We start from the raw sequence: 16,162 nt of genomic DNA, 5'->3' as shown, positions 1-16,162 counted from the left end.
GTCGGAAGACGCCTTCTTTTTTATTAAAGATACAGAGCCTAAGATTTAAGGCTTATATCTTGTGACTTATATCGTGAGCCTATTTTCTATCCATCAGCACTACGTTCTCTACGTGGTGGGTGTGGGGGAACATATCCACTGGCTGCACCTTTTTAACTTCGTAGGCATGGGCTAGCAGGGCAATATCGCGAGCTTGTGTTGCCGGATTGCAACTAACGTAAACAATACGCTTAGGCATAGCTCGCAAAATAGTATTAGCTACGTCCTCATGGATTCCAGCACGAGGAGGATCGAGGATGATAACATCAGGCTGTCCATTTTCGGCAATAAACCTATCGTTGAGCACATCCTTCATGTCGCCTGCGTAGAAGGTGGTGTTGGCGATTCCGTTGATGTCGGAATTCACCTTGGCATCCTCAATTGCTTCTGGAACGTACTCTACGCCCACCACCTTCTTAGCCTTAGATGCAACAAAGTTGGCAATGGTTCCGGTTCCGGTATAAAGGTCGTAAACAACCTCGTTTCCGGTTAGTCCTGCAAAATCGCGGGTAACCTTATAAAGCACGTAAGCCTGTTCGGAGTTGGTTTGGTAGAACGATTTTGGACCTACCTTAAACTTTAACCCCTCCATTTCCTCTATGATATGATCTTTTCCCGCAAAAGTAACGACCTCTTGGTCGGTTATACTATCGTTGCCCTTGGTGTTGATGATGTACTGCAGTGAGGTAATTTGTGGGAATTGCTCCTTTAGGTGGTTGAGCAGCGCAATACGTTTCTCTTCATCCTCGTAGTAGAATACTACGATCACCATCACCTCGCCCGTTGAGGCGGTGCGAATGATGAGGTTGCGCATCAATCCTACCTGGTTGCGGATATCGAAGAACTCGTAGCCGTTTTTAAGCGTAAAGTCGCGAACCGCAAGGCGAATAGCGTTAGATGGTTCGGATTGAAGGTGGCATTTCTCGATGTCGAGTACCTTATCGAACATGCCAGGGATGTGAAATCCAAGCGCGTTTGGCTGGTTGATTTCTGCCCCTGCCTGTACTTCCTCAATGGTAATCCATCGTTTCGACGAAAAGGTGTACTCGAGCTTATTGCGGTAGTTTTCTATTTTCTCAGAACCAAGAATTGGGGTGATTTCGGACAGGTCGATATGGCCAATGCGGGTTAGTTGGTCTACCACCTGCTTGTGCTTGTACTGGAGCTGCAGTTCGTAGGGCAGATGTTGCCACTTGCAGCCACCGCAAACGCCAAAGTGCTGGCAGAATGGGGTTACGCGTAGTGGCGATGGCGTTACCAGCTTCGTGACGAAGCCTTCCATGTAGTTCTTGCGCATCTTGTTTACCTGGATGTTTACCACATCGCCCGGTATTACCTGAGGCACGAAGACCACCATATCGTTATATCGTCCAATGGCCTTGCCTTCGGCGGCAACGTCCACAATCTCCAGATTCTCTATCGCTGGTTTTCTCTTTCTTCCCACGGTTATCTTTTTTGTGGGCACAAAGATAGGTATTTAGGTTCGATGCCGAAAGTAGGGCTACAGAATGTAGTTAAAGATTGATAGGACTGTGGATTGAAAAATAAAAGCGTGGCGCAACATCAGCCCCACGCTTTTTTATTTTATCAGGTCATCTCATCTACGCTAAGCGTTTTGTTGTATACCTTAAGATCGCCGATAAGGAATGTCTCCTTATTTTGCTTTGCTCCGATGGTTTCTAGGGGAAATACCAGCGTTTGGATGCAGGCCATCTTATCCATTCCTCCGTTAAACTCGAACTTCTTCCCTTCAAGGCGCTCAACAAGTTTGCCATCAACAAAAAGGGTAGTTCCCTTGCTGTCGCCCTGAATGGCAATAGCGCTCCATTGGTTTACTGGAACGGTGTAGCTAAAGGTGTAGGTATAGCCATCGCGCGAGAAACCCAGTTTGCCAGATTTTCCTTCACTAAGCCATAAGATCGCGTTGGGCGATTGGAAAAGGATGGTTCCGCTAGCAGCCTCGCTTCGTTTTACCTTGAAGGATACTGTGTATCCGTACCCAATCTCGGTTATCGGTAGCTTAATGGTTGAGCCTCCCTTAATGGATACACATTTTTCTGTTCCATCGTTAACTACTTTAATACCGTTGCCGGCTTTGGCATTATTACCATTACCCGATTTGTCGGTGATGCGCTTGCTGTCGAAGGTGTAGCTGAGAGCTAAATAACCTTTCGCTTTTATCTTACCTTCCATGTTGACACCGGGAGCCTCACTTAGCTGCTCTGCTTTATCGGTGAAGGTGTTAAATTCAATTTCGTTGCTATTTCCTGTCCACATCTTTTGTCCGAGCACCTTCATCGAGGCTAGTACGCGATGGTGCACATCCTTCTCCGAGATGCCATTGCCCATGTGATCGTTCCATACCGCGAATTTGCCTCCAAGAATTTGAGGATGGCCATAGGGGAATACCTCTTTGCCGATTTGAATTGGTTCCCAATTATTGAATAACCATTCATCGTTGAGGTAATCGTAGTAGTAACCTGCTGCAGGAACTATGTAAACCAAACCATCAGGGATACTTATTAAATCGTAGCCTAGGTTTATCATTTCAGCAGGATCTGCATAACCATTGTACCAGGCATCCATAATCACATTCTCCGATTTAACAGGAGTTGTACCCTTTGCATGGGTAAGCGCGCCCCAAACTCTTGCCCGTTTGCCAAACGACTCTACGTAACGAATGTAGCGATCGGTAAATGCGCGGAACTTCTCTGCAACTTTATTAGAGTATTCATCAGTACCGATATGTACTTCCTTGCCGGTGAAGACAGGATTAGGCCCACTCAGGTATTCCTTGAAGAGTGCGTCCATGAACTCGTAAGTTTTTGGATTATCCAAATCGAGGTGATCCATGCCGAATTGCTTGCTCCCAATTTCGGGCATGTAGTGAGCGAAAGCCAAAGTATGCGCAGGTGCATCTATTTCGGGTACGATATTAACCCCATATTGTGAGGCTAGCTTTTGAAGATCAATGAACTCCTGTTTGGTATAATGACCATCCTTTGTAGCAAGTCCGGGGAAGGTTGTACTTTCAAGACGGAAGGCGGAGTAGGTGCTATCCCAACTGTTGCTAAAAAACTTTTTAAAGCCGTTATCGTTGAGGTGAATGTGAAACTCATTGAGCTTATAGTAGGCCATAAACTTCACGTACTGGCGGAGGAAGTCGATGGTGAAGAACTTACGTCCCACATCGAGCATAAAACCACGACGCTCGTACTTAGGGTAGTCTCGTGCAATACCTTTGGGAATGCTGCTCGACTGCTCGAGTAGCTGCAGTACGGTGCGTGTCCCCCAGAAGCAACCTAAGCTAGTGTTTGCTTTTATGATAATAGCATCGTTGATATCAAGGGTATAACCCTCTTTCCCTAAGGTAGTGTCAGCATTGCTTAAGGTTAGAAAGATGCTCCCCTTTTTAGGAGATCCATACTTAACAGTCATCTTTTTACCAAACATGGCGGTATATTCTGAAACAAATGCTTCTGCTGTTTGGCTGAGTTCTAACTTATGGGCAAGATCTACCACCAAAACCATCCTTTTAGATGGTGTAAACTGGCCTGTCCCGCCTAACCATTCGCGCAGGGCTGGTACAACAAAGGGTTTTGCATTGGCTGTGGTTGATGTTTTATTTATTCCGGGGATGATCACCGGAATCGAAGGAATATCACATTTGTTGCCAGCACTATCCTTTAGTACAAAGTAAAGGTGCACTTTGGTATCTACAAGTGGTGGGTTGATCTTTCCGCTGCGGGAAACTACCGGTATGCAGTCGGAACTGATGAAGGTTGCCGTGTAGCCTTTGGGAACCGCTGGCATAGGAATAGTAGAGTTGCTACCAATATTGGGCACTTCTTTTATGGATATAGCTACATTCTTTAGATTAGCCATCGCCACAGAATCAGCTTTTATAGGCGTTGCTCCAAAGGTAAACGAGATAAAGGTATTTAGTGCCAGAGTTAGTACTAGCATCTTTTTAGTTTTCATAAGTAAAGGTTAATAAAATGGTGTTGATGGATTGACAAATATAGGCGATGATGTAATGTATGATAACTCAGTTAGAGGAAGAATTTTTATACTTTTGCAGTTTATAATTTTTGGTGTGCAATGATTTCCATAAATAACGTAACCGTTTCGTTTGGCGGAACCGACCTTTTCTCTTCCATCTCCTTTATGATTAACAAGCGCGACCGTATTGGCTTGGTTGGTCGTAATGGTGCTGGTAAATCGACCCTGCTTAAGGTGATCTTGGGCGAGCGCGTTCCCGATGGTGGTATGGTGGCCATCCCCAGCGAGGTTACACTAGGATATCTTCCCCAGCAGATGAAGGTGCACGATACCCGAAGCGTGTTCGAGGAGACGTTATCAGCCTTCGAGCACTTAAAGGCGCTCGAAAAGGAAGTTGAAGACCTTACCGCCGAAATCGGCTCGCGAGACGACTACGAATCGGACGATTACGCTAAGCTTTGCGCCCGCCTTTCCGATGCCAACGAACATTACCATCTCTTGGGAGGTGGCAATCAGGATGGCGAAGCCGAGATGGCGCTACTGGGTTTAGGCTTCAAGCGCGAGGAGTTCGAGCGTCCAACATCGACCTTTAGCGGTGGATGGCGTATGCGTATCGAGCTGGCTAAGCTGCTACTACGCCGCCCTTCAGTGCTGCTGCTCGATGAGCCTACCAACCACCTCGATATCGAATCTATCCAATGGCTAGAAACTTACCTTAAGGATTACCCCGGTGCGCTGGTGCTAATCTCGCACGACCGTGTTTTCTTGGATAATGTTACAGACCGCACCATCGAGATATCGCTCGGCAAGGTGTACGACTATAAAACTTCCTACAGCCACTACGTGGAGCTGCGCAAGGAGCGCCGCGAGCAGCAGCTGGCGGCTTACACCAATCAGCAGAAGCAGATTGCCGATACCGAAGATTTCATCGAGCGCTTCCGCTACAAGGCTACCAAGAGCAACCAGGTGCAGAGCCGCATAAAACAGCTCGAGAAACTGGATATTATAGAAGTTGATGAGGAGGATAACTCCCGACTAAATATTAAGTTCCCGCCCGCACCCCGCTCGGGACAAGTGGTGATCGAGTCCAAGGAGCTGGGCAAGAGTTTTGGCGAGAAGCACGTCTTCAGCGGTGCCAATATTGTTGTGGAGCGCGGCGAAAAAGTGGCGCTTGTTGGCCGTAACGGCGAGGGAAAATCGACCTTCGCTAAAATCCTGATGGGCGAGCATCCGCACACCGAGGGCGAATATAAGCTGGGGCATAACGTCAACATCGGCTACTTTGCCCAAAACGAGGCCGACATCATGGACGGCAACATCACCGTGTATGATACCTTGGAGCATGTAGCTGTTGGCGATATCCGCACCCGCTTGCGCGATATCCTTGGCGCATTCCTTTTCAGAGGTGAGGAGGTGGACAAGAAGGTGATGGTGCTTTCGGGCGGCGAGCGCTCGCGCCTTGCAATGGCCCGCCTAATGCTTGAGCCGCACAACCTTTTGATCCTCGACGAGCCCACCAACCACATGGACATGCGCTCGAAGGACATCCTAAAGCAGGCGCTGATGGACTACGACGGTACGCTGCTCGTGGTATCGCACGACCGCGAATTTCTCGATGGCCTTGTATCGAAGGTGTACGAGTTCCGCGATGGGGTGGTGAAGGAGCACCTTGGTGGTATTCAAGAATTCCTTGCCAAGCGTAAGATGGAGCGCCTACAGGAGCTCGAGCGTAAGGCCGCACCCGCCCAAGCTTCAGCCAACGCCGGAGGCGTATCCGATGGCAAGCAGTCGTACCTCGAAAAGAAGGAGTTCGATCGTCAAATTCGTAAAGCCGAGAATACAGTTACCAATATAGAGAAGGAGATAGAACGCCTTGAAGGTGAGGTGGCCAAGATGGATGAGATGTTCGCCAATCCATCGGCCCACAATATCGACCCTGCCGATCCCGAACTATTCAAAAAGTACAACGCCCTAAAAAAATCCATCGAAGAGAAGATGTACGAGTGGGAAATTGCCCACGAGGAGCTGGAGGGGTTGAAGGGGTAATCGTTGGGGCGAAAAATTTTGCGCCCCTGTACTATGGCGAAAAATCGTTCGTATTCATTAGGGCGAAAAATATTTCGCCCTAATGAAGGCAAATTGACAAAATGTATTCCCCTATGCTCCATCTTAAATCCGTCCATCATATCGCCATTATATGTAGCGACTACACCAAGTCGAAAGACTTTTACACCCGAATCCTTGGGTTTGAGGTGATGAGCGAGGCGTACCGCTTCGAGCGCGACTCGTACAAGCTAGACCTGTTACTTGGAGGTCGGTACGTCATCGAGCTCTTCTCTTTTCCCCATCCGCCGCAGCGCATTTCGCGCCCCGAGGCGGCAGGGCTTCGTCACCTTGCCTTCGAAGTCGATAATCTAGACGAGGCGGTTGCACACCTTGCCGCCAATGGAGTTACCTCCGAGCCTATCCGCATCGACGAGCATACGGGTCGCCGCTTCACCTTTTTCTTTGATCCCGACAACCTGCCGCTCGAACTCTACGAGGGGTAGAGACCCATCTTCCTAAAAACTGCTGTAATACTAGGCCATCGCTAAGGCGTACCTCTGCAAAAGGTGGTTGCAGGAGGCTTTCCCCTCCTAGTAAAAAATGATTATACCATGATTTGATTGTGTCAGTTTTAAAATTCGTGATTATATACCGGTAATTAGTGGTAAGCTGCCGAAGTTTAGTGGGCATAAGCCAATATTAAGTGGTGTATTACTATTTATTTGCGGTGATATACCGAAAATAGGTGGTATACTACCATTCCCGTATGGTAATATGCCGAAAATATGTGGTAAGAATTCGGAAATTGGTGAAATTATTCGCTAAAATTCGGTAACTTGTGGGTGCCGAATCTTTAAAAACTATACTATGCTAAAGCTGGATATATCGAGGGTGCTGCTGCTGAAGGGCGGGATGAAGCCCTTCACGTTTCTGCTCAAGCTGGGCTTCAAGCGGGCTAAGGCGTTTAACGTGGCCAACAACCGCAACTCCTCAGTGGCGCTGGACGACCTGGAGCAGATCTGCCTACGCCTGAACTGTACGCCCAACGATGTGCTGGAGTGGTCGCCCAGCAGGGCCGAGGACGATATCGCCGATCACGCCCTGCAGTCCATTCGCCGTAAGGATAACGCCGTTGGCGTGGTGAAGCTGGTGCAGGGGCTACCCGCCGAGGAACTGGAGGCCGTGGAGCGCTTCATCCTTGAGCGGGCAAAAAAGTAGATTCCACTCATAATCTTGGTTAACGGGCATCGCTTAGCAAAGCTTATTGAACCTTTAGCTGTTTGTTCCGTAAAAAAAATCGCCATGAGGACGAGGCTTATACTAGTGGCGCTGACGGCCATCGCACTGGTGGGCGTGGCGCAACCATCAAAACTGGAAAAACGGAAGAATATGAAGCAGATAGAGTACAAAAAGCTTACGCGCGAGGAGGAATACGTGCTTGTCAAGAAGGGAACCGAACGCCCCTTTAGCGGCAAGTATGACGATCACTTTGAGAAGGGGACTTACGTGTGCCGACAGTGCAAGGCGCCGCTCTACCGATCGGACAGCAAGTTTAACTCGGGCTGCGGGTGGCCTGCTTTTGACAGCGAGATTAGGGGAGCCGTAAAGCGCACCCCCGATCCCGATGGGCGCAGGGTTGAGATCTCGTGCGCCAGCTGCGGTGGGCATCTGGGGCACGTCTTCGAGGGCGAAGGGTTTACCCCAACCAACACGCGGCACTGCGTCAACTCGGTTTCGCTAAACTTTATTCCAGAGGAGAAAGGGGATAAGAACTAGCGGTAGATCCCCATAAATAAAAGGAAGAGGCCCTGCGTAGAGCAGCGGCCTCTTCTGGTATCAGTAGAGTATTGCTTCGATGTCGTGATACTAAATTGCGTAGTCCACGCAGATACGCCCCTCATTGATCTTCTTGATGAACTCCACCACCTTAAGGTGCTCGGGGTGGATGGCGTAGGCTTCCAGATCGCGGAGGGTAGCGAATTCGCTCTCCAGTATCAGGTCCCAGTTCCCCTCGGGCGTTCCGGGTGCGTTGATGCCAACTCGGATGCTTCGGATTTCATCGATCACCTCACGGAGATCTTCGAGCATTGTTTTGGCGATACGGGCATTTTGCTGCTTGGTGTTGCCTTCGGCCTCATCTTTTAGCTTCCAGCAAACTACGTGTTTTACCATAAATTGTATGTATTTGGCGCAAAGATACCATCTTTGGCATCAGGATAAGCACAAAAGAGCGCTAAAAGGTGTAGGCCAATCCAACGGTAAGAATCTCCTTTAGCTGCACCTCCCCGTCCACGTTATCGTCGTAGAGCAGCTGGGTGGAGATGGAGGTAGAAAGGAACTTGTTGATCTTCATAAAGGCGAGCAGCTGCCAGCTGATGTCGATGTTCTGGGGCTTATCCCCGTAGTTGGAGAACAGGCTGAGGCTAGTTTCTAGGTTTACGTTTTTGATGATGTCTGCCTTTTTGTACTTGGCAATTGCCGCACCACCAAACTCCGATCGGCTCCGTTCGCCGACCTTCACGCCAAATGCGCCGATACTCGATAGGTAGCCGTTATCAACAATGGTATACTTGGCCGTAGCAGGCGATATAAGCACGCTTAGCGTTTTGCTGGTGTTGATGTACTCCATACCTACCGATGCTAGCAGGTAGGCGGGCGCAAACCAGGTAGAGGTAAACTGTTTGGGCGTTACGTTGTAGTCGTACCCTTTGGTAAGCTGCGTTTGCAGGTTAAGCCTTCCGGTGTAGTACCACTTGCCAGAAGCTCGATAGCCGTACTGGGTATTTATGATGAGCTGATCATTCAGCTTTTTTGTGCCCTGATGCTCCATTTGTTGGATGCCGTAGCCCATGTTTAGCGTGTTCTGCCAGATGTTTCGGCCCCAAGTTCGGGTGGCGTTAAGGTTTACCAGCGCGTTGAGCGAGTAGGAACTCTCGCCCCCAGCGCTCCAGTTGCTGAGCGCCACTTGCGAGAAGCCGAGGCTGCTTTCGCCGGTAACCTTCCAAGCGCGCTTGGTGCTATCCTTGGCGGTGGTGTCGGTAGCTGCTACGGCTGGTAGCAGTAGCATAAGTAGGGTAGTGGTAAGTAAGATCTTTTTCATTTTGTTAATGGTTTTAGTTTCCTAATGTATACACTAAAACTTGGTAGCAGTAGCTTTGTTCGTTTTACCTCTCGATATATGAAAGTTAACCTTAACCTCATCATTAGGGGGCTCTTTTTTGCTACTTTTGCCATTAAAATAGTAGCGGTTGGATGAGCAGCAACATTGTAACACCTAACGATCCGAATGGGCCTAGCGGGGAGTCTTTAAAGACATCGAGAAGAGAGAGGCTAAAGCAGCACCTTGTAAAGTTCAAGAATCTTATTGTCGATCCGAACGAGAGCGATCTTACCAAGAGCGTTTCGGTGGCCGTGGGGATATTCATTTCGATAGTTCCCCTGTGGGGATTCCAGACCATTGTTGCGGTTGCGGCTGCTTTTGTACTTAGGTTGAACAAGCCGCTGGTTATTGCCGCAAGCTACTTTAGCGTACCGCCCATGACGCCCTTTATCCTTTACTTCAGCGTGATTTTTGGAGGCGTATTCGTGAGCAAGCCCATTGCGTTTACCCTTTCCAACATTGGGCTCGATGTGCTTCAGGCGGCGCTGTTTCAGTACGTGGTGGGCAGCATTGCGCTTGCCGTTGTGGTGGCTTCTACCTTTGGACTGGCTACGTCGCTGCTGCTGAGGCTTCGAAAGTAAGAAAGGAGCCGTTGGCTCCCTTCAAATGGTTATTTTACGCTTCGTTGCTTTTTGAACTCATCCAGCGACATCTCTTTTCGTTCGATTACCTCGCCCTTATTGTTCCTTTTTTCGAAGATAACCTTCTTTTGTCCGTCGGCTCCGCTTTGAAAGAAGAAGGATTCGGTACTCCGTTCGATTCGCTTCTTAATGTATTTGCTGCTGCTTTCCATTTCGGAGGAAATGGAGCCATTTGTAGACCGCATCTTCTCGGCAAGATTCAGATATTTCGTTAACTCTTCTATTCCCTTCTTGTAATCCTTAAAAGAACGCTCATAGATGTTGGCAATTTCGGTGTAGGGGTCGGGACTTTCGAGGTCGTACTCCTTGGCCTTGTTGAAATTCTCTATGGCTAAATTGTAGCTCTTTCCTTGGCTAAGGGATTTAGCGTAGGCCATGTGCCCATTGTAGAGTTGGGTGTAGTTGGGCTGTAGATTCTTAATTACTTTCGAAAAGTATTTGTTGGCATTTTTAGTGTCGTTTATCTCGTAGTAGGCCTTGCCTAGGTAAAAAGGGATGTCGAAGCTAAGGCTGTCTCCAACCTCGCTCTTGTTGTATACAACCTGTAGGTCTTCCGAGGCATCGAGAAAGAAACCCTTTTTGAAGCTGGCAAAGCCTCCAAGCTTGTAGTTGTAGGCTTCCAGCGTATCGCCATCAGCCTTTAATGTACTTATTTGGGCAAGGCACGAGTCGTACTCCTTCTTACGGTAGTAGGCGTTGGCCAGATTGCGGCGTAGCAGTAGTGCCGATCTTGACGTAAGATTCCCGGCAATAGCTAGTCCGCCTTTTACGGTTCGGATAGCGCTGTCAAGTTGGTTATTCATAATCTGAGCATTGCTCAGCAGGATGATGTTCCCCAAGTGGGTTGGGTTAAGCTCTACGGCTTTGAGGTAGCAGTGTAGGGCATACTTAACTCCTCCAGAGGTTTCGTATAGGCGACCTAGGTTACGAAAGTACGCCGCATTGGTGCTGTCAATATCGCATAGCTTGATAGCTGTTTGTATAGCACTTGGCTTATTGTTGTTGCTCAGGTGAATCTTGAGCATAATGCTTAGCGCTTGGGTGTTGGTGCTGTCAAGGTCTAGCACCTTCATGAAGGAGAGCATCGCCTTATCTTCGTCACCATAGTTCAGGTAGGCCTCGCCTAGGGCCAACGATGTTTTTACGTCGTTGGAGTCGAGTAGGTAGGCCAGGTTGAGGTAGTCGATGCTTTTGCTGTAGCTGTTCTTGTCCTTGTAGGCAAGCGCCAAGCGACGGTATACCTCTTTAGATGGTTGTCCGGTTGACAGCAGCTGTTCGCCAAACCTGATTATAGCCTCTCGGTCGTCGTTTATAATGGCGTGGTTGTACTCCTCGCGCTGGGCAAAGAGGGTAGTAGCGGTAATCAGCAAAAAGGCTATGATTACGATTTTTTTCATCTGATAATTATTGAATTAGTATTCTCTATCTGCTTTTAATGGATGTTTTTTCATTGATCCATCCACCAACTGTGATAACTTGTCCAGATTCGTAGGCGTAGGTAAAAAGATCTTGCTTTGTTGGGAAATTGGCAGAATAACTTTCAATAAGTTTATCGGCGGTTTCTGAAATTTCAGGGCTTTTTGCTTTTGCTTTTTTTAAATAGTCTACAGCAAGCATAAGGGGAGCACGTTTTAAAACTTCATCGCTTCCAAAACGTTCATTCGCATATATTATAGCTAATAGCTGATAGGCATATCCATTTGATTCATCAACTGTAATTGCCTTTTTTGCATAATCACGAGCTTGAACTTTTTCTCCGTTTTTGAAACTTAAAGAAGCTATTTCTAACAATATTCTCGATTTTGTACTGTCATTTTTTTCAGCATCTACAGCCTTTAAGAAATGAGGTACTGCTTCATTGAGTCTGCCATTTTGAGAGTAGAAGTTGGCAATAGCAAGCATATTGGATGAAGTTGGTTCAAGTATTAGGAGTTCTTTCATGGCTCTTTCGTATAGTGGAGACGTGTTACAAGAGAAGGCTTTAAACAACGAAATGACTTTTTTTATTAGGTCTATGTCATTAGTGTTTTGACCTAAGCGAGGCTCGTATATGCTGGTTAGATTATTGCAATTGGCAATGCCACTTTGAACAAACATGGCATCTAGATTTTCTCTATGTTTTTTGTCTGATTCGTTATTTGATGATGCTCTTTGTTCGAAAAGTTGGTTGGCATTGGCATAAAAATCTAGGATGAGGTTTTCGGCGACTTTCCCATTTTTATGTAGATTATTTAGGAGGTGCATCTTGATGATCACGTATGCTCCGTCAATACTATTTCCTTTTTTGGTAAAAAGGCTGTCTACTAAAGCGAGTGATTTTTCTTGTTCATCAGGGAAAAACTTTAGAAAGGCATTTACCTTGTCTTGAAGGGCATTCTCGCTATTGGGGAAATGTTTGATCCGAAGATCGTAGAGATTCATGATGGTATCTAGGTATGCTCGTTTGTCTTTTTCGGATGTGGCATTCCCGTAGAAATAGGTGTATATTTTTACTCCATTTTGGTATAGACTTTCTCTAGCGTTTAGGGGACAAACCTTGTGCGCTGCTTTCCAAAACTTATATGACTCTTTATAGATTCCTTCTTTGAAGGAATCTATGTAAATGCTAAGATTTCTTAGGCATTCGTTTTGCTGTTCTGGAGTTGTTCCGTAGCGCGTATTACCTGTTTGGGCGTAAGTTGATGTAGCTATAAATAGAAAGGCTACTGTGACTAATGCTAGATTTCTCATAGGAAAAGTTATTTAGTTAAATACAGGTTAAGTATTGAAAGCACCACCGAAGTGGTTTTCGGCGGTGCTTTAAGTAAATGCTGACTCGGGAAACCTAATTAAGTGTATATTTAAAATGAATGATTTAGTCTTGTTTATGGGGATGATTAGCTATACCTACTTTTCCCCAATAATGTTCACACCATTTAGAACCTTTGATTCAGAGGTGCCTTCTACGACTGTTATTTCGACAACCCCATTCTTACCTTTCTCGCCATACTTTGCAATGGCTTTTTCTCCTTTTAGAACGGTAATTTGATCAACTATTTCAATCTTGTTCAGATCTCCTGTGTACTCTTTCCCGTTGACGATCTTGAGAACCTTTGAGAAGTCTTCGCTGGTTTTTGTAGTTTCGGAAGCCCCATCGAGTTTAAACTTAATAGGGAAGGTAAATGATACTCGTACGTTTTCCCCTCTTTGCTTACCAGGAGTCCATCGGGGCGAATTCTTAACGATTCGGATGGCTTCTTGGTCAAGAGAAGGATCCGTGCCTCGGAGTACTTTTACGTTAGAGACTTCGCCTGATGCTTCCACAATGAACTGTACGTATACGGTTCCTTGAATTCCTTTTTTTGCAGCCTCTTCTGGGTATTTTAAGTTTGCACCTACGTACTCCCTAAAGCCTAAGCTGGCTTCTTTCCCATTGAAGGTGGGCATGTCTTCGGCAACAAAGAAAACCTCTTCTTCACCTTTACCTTTTTTTGAGACTTTTGCCCCATCGGAGAGCATATACCTAATAGGGAATGTGAAAGAAACTCGTACAGGCTTCCCTTTTATTTCACCTGCTTTCCATCCAGTTGCTTGAGATACTACTCGTATGGCCTCCTTATCCAGCGAGGGGTCAACTCCTTTAAGAATCTTTACTTTGGAAACAGAACCATCTTTTTCTACAACAAATTGTACATAGACGTTTCCTTGGATACCGTTTTTAAGAGCAACCTCAGGATATTTAAGGTTCTTAACAATGTACTCTCGGAAGCCTAGGGTTGCTTCTTTACCTTTAAAGGTGGGCATCACTTCAGCAGTATTGTAGATCTTATCATCCTGAAGTGCTGCTTCACTTGCTAATTGAGTAAAACTGGTAGATGCATCGGTCGAAGTTGAAGTTGCGTTATCTTTAGAGATCTTATCAACTCCCATTTCCACGGTAAACGACGTTAGCACGAGCGCCGATACGAATGCTACTGGAACGAGTATTCCTTTTGCTCGTAGCCAAATTGAATTACTGGTCTTGTTCATCATCTTAATGCGTTTTTTAATAAGGATTAGGCTGAAGTGGCTTACCGGAACAACCTCGCGCCCTACAGTCGCATTCACCAGCGATGCTTGGTACTCGTAGCTGCTCACCCCAAGATCGATCACTGCACGATCGGCCGTGTATTCATGGTTCTCGGTGATGAGCTTCTTGAGCATCCATGATGCCGGGTTAAACCACTGGAACACCGCGAAAAACTCGCCCAAGAGGAGGTCGATGGAGTGCAGCTGCCGGCTATGCACGCGCTCGTGGAGCAGCATCTTGGTAAGGTCGCGGTGGTCGATGAGCTTCTCGGGAAAGACAATCCATCCGAAGAAGGCAAAAGGGGCGATGGCCGCACGGGTCACCTTTATAGTATAGCTATCGATAGTATAATTCTTGGAAGTGGCGATGATGTAGAGCACGCGGGCATACGACCCCATCATCCGCAAAAGAAAGATGGCAACACCTGTAAGGTAGATGGTGAGGATAATGGTAGTGGGATCTCCCCAAGCGCTACCTTGCGCATCCGCTCCTTGCGCGGTGACTACCAGCTCGGGCAGGTTAATGGTATAGGTTGGTGTTATGACGATGGCGGGCATCATTCCTTCTGCTGTTTCGCCGTGCTGCATGGTAAGCAGCGGTATGGCGATGCTCCAGAGGATGGCTCCCATTAGGTAGAAGCGGTTGCGGGCAAACGATCGGTCGGCGGCAAGGGCTAGCTTAAAGAGCCCCATCAGCAGCAGGATGCTGAGCGCAACCTTGGCTAGGTAGATTAGGAATTCGGTTGTCATGGCTTTTCCTTATTTTTCTGGATCATTTCCAGGATATCCTTTAAGTCCTCTTCGCTGAGCTTTTCATTACGGGCAAAAAACGATACCACGTTCTTGTACGAGTTGCCGAAGTAGTTGTTTACAAATCCCGAAAGGAACTGGGCGGTGTACTCCTCCTGCTTTACCAGCGGGAAGTATACGTTTACGTTACCAAAGGTTTTATGGCCAACGTAGCCTTTGGGCTCTAAAATTTTAATCACGGTAGCAAGGGTATTGTAGTGCGGCTTCTTCTTGTCGGGGTAGTTTTCGAGGATGTCCTTAATGGCGCCTTCGCCCGTTTTCCAAACCGCTTGCATTACCTTTTCTTCTTGTCGTGTTAGCTTTTCCATTGTTGATTCAAATTTTACGATAAGACAAATCTATACTATAAAAATAGTAATTGCAACTATTTTTATAGTAATCTTACGGTGGTGGTAGTTTTTTTATGAAAAAAGAGGGCTCGGCTACCCGAAATGGGTAGATAATGGGCGTGCGGAAGCTTGCTGCTTATGCTTTAGCGTTCGCCTTGTGGGCTGTTCTCGCTTCGGGTAAGGTAGGTGTAGGCAAAGCTGGTGCCTATAATCAGAATAACCCCGGCTACTGCCAGTAGGCTGTAGCGTTCGCCAAGGAAGATGAGCGCCAGCATCGACCCAAAGATGGGCTCGAAGTAGGCGAGGAGCGGGGCTAGGTCGGGGCGCACAGCGCTAAATCCCTTAAAGTAGAAGATGCCGCCAATGGCGGTTGCCAGCACGCCAAGCCCGCTTGCGGCGAAGATGTTGTAGGTGGTGAACGATATGGGGAGCATAAACGCTGCGGGCAGAAATAGCGTAAAGCCGACTAGCGCCCCGCTTACGAGCGTGTGCTCGGCATCGATGCCGCAGCCCTTCATGGCCCTAACCTGCACCATCAGGATGCTGAAGAGGAAGCCGGACGATAGCGCCGAAATCAGCCCGAGGATGCTCAGCTTGGTGTCCGAAAGGCTTGCGCCTACAATAAGCAGTAGCCCTAGCAGGTTGATGGCCGATGAGAGGTAGTACCGACTTCCAAAGGTCGACCGCTTAAGGTTGGGGATGAAGTATCGGCGTATAATCTTTTCGGTGAACGGCAGGTAGATGGTGGCGGTGTAGAGCATCACCACGCTTAGGCCTACCGAGAAGAGGAGCGTACCCATGACGTAGGTGGCCATCACCAGCGCCGACACCAGCCCCGTGAGCAGGTACACCTTGGGCGATGCCTTTGCGGCGCTCCAGTTGAGGCTAACGTACTGCTTGGCCTTATCCGTTGAAATGATGAATTGCATCAGCAGAATAACCAGCAGCCCGGCAAGGGCAAAGCCGTAGCGCATCAGCAGGATGTTTAGCGGATGGGTGCCCTGCACGAAGTTGGCGAAGGTGCCCATGGAGCCCATCAAAAGGCATCCGATGAAGAGCAGCGTGGCCCCTTTTCTATTGCTCATGGC

General features: G+C 47.6%; 13 protein-coding genes and 1 pseudogene. 5 read left to right on the top strand and 9 right to left on the bottom strand.

Annotated elements, in window-relative coordinates; genetic code table 11:
* Positions 1-79: 79 nt before the first annotated feature.
* Both rlmD and CLV25_RS05685 read right to left on the bottom strand, forming a co-directional pair.
* Positions 80-1,483 carry a 23S rRNA (uracil(1939)-C(5))-methyltransferase RlmD gene (gene rlmD, locus CLV25_RS05690; protein WP_131838674.1) on the bottom strand — a complete coding sequence of 468 codons (1,404 nt, stop codon included), beginning with the start codon at positions 1,481-1,483 and terminating at the stop codon, positions 80-82.
* 143 nt (positions 1,484-1,626) lie between these two features.
* On the bottom strand, positions 1,627-4,005 hold the full coding sequence (locus tag CLV25_RS05685; protein WP_207895593.1) for a family 20 glycosylhydrolase: 2,379 nt from the start codon (positions 4,003-4,005) through the stop codon (positions 1,627-1,629).
* A 135-nt stretch (positions 4,006-4,140) separates the two neighbouring features.
* Between CLV25_RS05685 and abc-f the strand changes: the two genes are divergently transcribed.
* The 4 genes and pseudogenes from abc-f to CLV25_RS05665 form a co-directional block, all read left to right on the top strand.
* Positions 4,141-6,087 carry a ribosomal protection-like ABC-F family protein gene (abc-f, locus tag CLV25_RS05680; protein ID WP_131838673.1) on the top strand — a complete coding sequence of 649 codons (1,947 nt, stop codon included), beginning with the start codon at positions 4,141-4,143 and terminating at the stop codon, positions 6,085-6,087.
* Between the two features lie 113 nt (positions 6,088-6,200).
* Positions 6,201-6,590 carry an SMU1112c/YaeR family gloxylase I-like metalloprotein gene (gene gloA2, locus CLV25_RS05675; RefSeq protein WP_131838672.1) on the top strand — a complete coding sequence of 130 codons (390 nt, stop codon included), beginning with the start codon at positions 6,201-6,203 and terminating at the stop codon, positions 6,588-6,590.
* Positions 6,591-6,954: 364 nt separating this feature from the next.
* Positions 6,955-7,305 (top strand): helix-turn-helix domain-containing protein, encoded by a 351-nt coding sequence (locus CLV25_RS05670; RefSeq protein ID WP_131838671.1) that lies wholly within the window; start codon positions 6,955-6,957, stop codon positions 7,303-7,305.
* A 171-nt stretch (positions 7,306-7,476) separates the two neighbouring features.
* A pseudogene (locus CLV25_RS05665) lies at positions 7,477-7,845 on the top strand (methionine-R-sulfoxide reductase); the annotation flags it as partial.
* A gap of 108 nt (positions 7,846-7,953) precedes the next feature.
* On the opposite strand, the gene CLV25_RS05660 reads toward CLV25_RS05665, so the two are convergent.
* Positions 7,954-8,259 (bottom strand): Dabb family protein, encoded by a 306-nt coding sequence (locus CLV25_RS05660; RefSeq protein WP_131838669.1) that lies wholly within the window; start codon positions 8,257-8,259, stop codon positions 7,954-7,956.
* 61 nt (positions 8,260-8,320) lie between these two features.
* Positions 8,321-9,187, bottom strand: a complete 867-nt coding sequence (locus CLV25_RS05655) for a DUF3078 domain-containing protein (RefSeq protein WP_131838668.1) — start codon at positions 9,185-9,187, stop codon at positions 8,321-8,323.
* Between the two features lie 152 nt (positions 9,188-9,339).
* On the opposite strand from CLV25_RS05655, the gene CLV25_RS05650 reads away from it, so the two are divergent.
* Positions 9,340-9,828 (top strand): DUF2062 domain-containing protein, encoded by a 489-nt coding sequence (locus tag CLV25_RS05650; protein WP_131838667.1) that lies wholly within the window; start codon positions 9,340-9,342, stop codon positions 9,826-9,828.
* Between the two features lie 29 nt (positions 9,829-9,857).
* Here the strand turns inward: CLV25_RS05650 and CLV25_RS05645 are convergent, their stop codons facing one another.
* The 5 genes from CLV25_RS05645 to CLV25_RS05625 form a co-directional block, all read right to left on the bottom strand.
* Positions 9,858-11,285: a tetratricopeptide repeat protein gene (locus CLV25_RS05645; RefSeq protein WP_131838666.1), complete on the bottom strand. Its 1,428-nt coding sequence runs from the start codon at positions 11,283-11,285 to the stop codon at positions 9,858-9,860.
* Positions 11,286-11,310: 25 nt separating this feature from the next.
* Positions 11,311-12,618 (bottom strand): tetratricopeptide repeat protein, encoded by a 1,308-nt coding sequence (locus CLV25_RS05640; RefSeq protein ID WP_131838665.1) that lies wholly within the window; start codon positions 12,616-12,618, stop codon positions 11,311-11,313.
* A gap of 156 nt (positions 12,619-12,774) precedes the next feature.
* Positions 12,775-14,685, bottom strand: a complete 1,911-nt coding sequence (locus tag CLV25_RS05635) for a TonB family protein (protein WP_131838664.1) — start codon at positions 14,683-14,685, stop codon at positions 12,775-12,777.
* Entirely contained in the window at positions 14,682-15,053 is a 372-nt protein-coding gene (locus CLV25_RS05630) for a BlaI/MecI/CopY family transcriptional regulator (RefSeq protein WP_131838663.1), read from the bottom strand. Before CLV25_RS05630 ends, CLV25_RS05635 begins: the two co-directional genes overlap by 4 nt.
* 164 nt (positions 15,054-15,217) lie before the next feature.
* A complete protein-coding gene (locus CLV25_RS05625) occupies positions 15,218-16,159 on the bottom strand; it encodes a DMT family transporter (protein WP_131838662.1) in 942 nt (313 codons plus the stop codon).
* Between the last annotated feature and the right edge of the window lie 3 nt (positions 16,160-16,162).

Source organism: Acetobacteroides hydrogenigenes (assembly GCF_004340205.1).
Taxonomy (GTDB): domain Bacteria; phylum Bacteroidota; class Bacteroidia; order Bacteroidales; family ZOR0009; genus Acetobacteroides; species Acetobacteroides hydrogenigenes.
The sequence above is the reverse complement of the archived record's forward strand: the minus strand, read 5'-3'. Positions and strand labels throughout refer to the sequence as shown.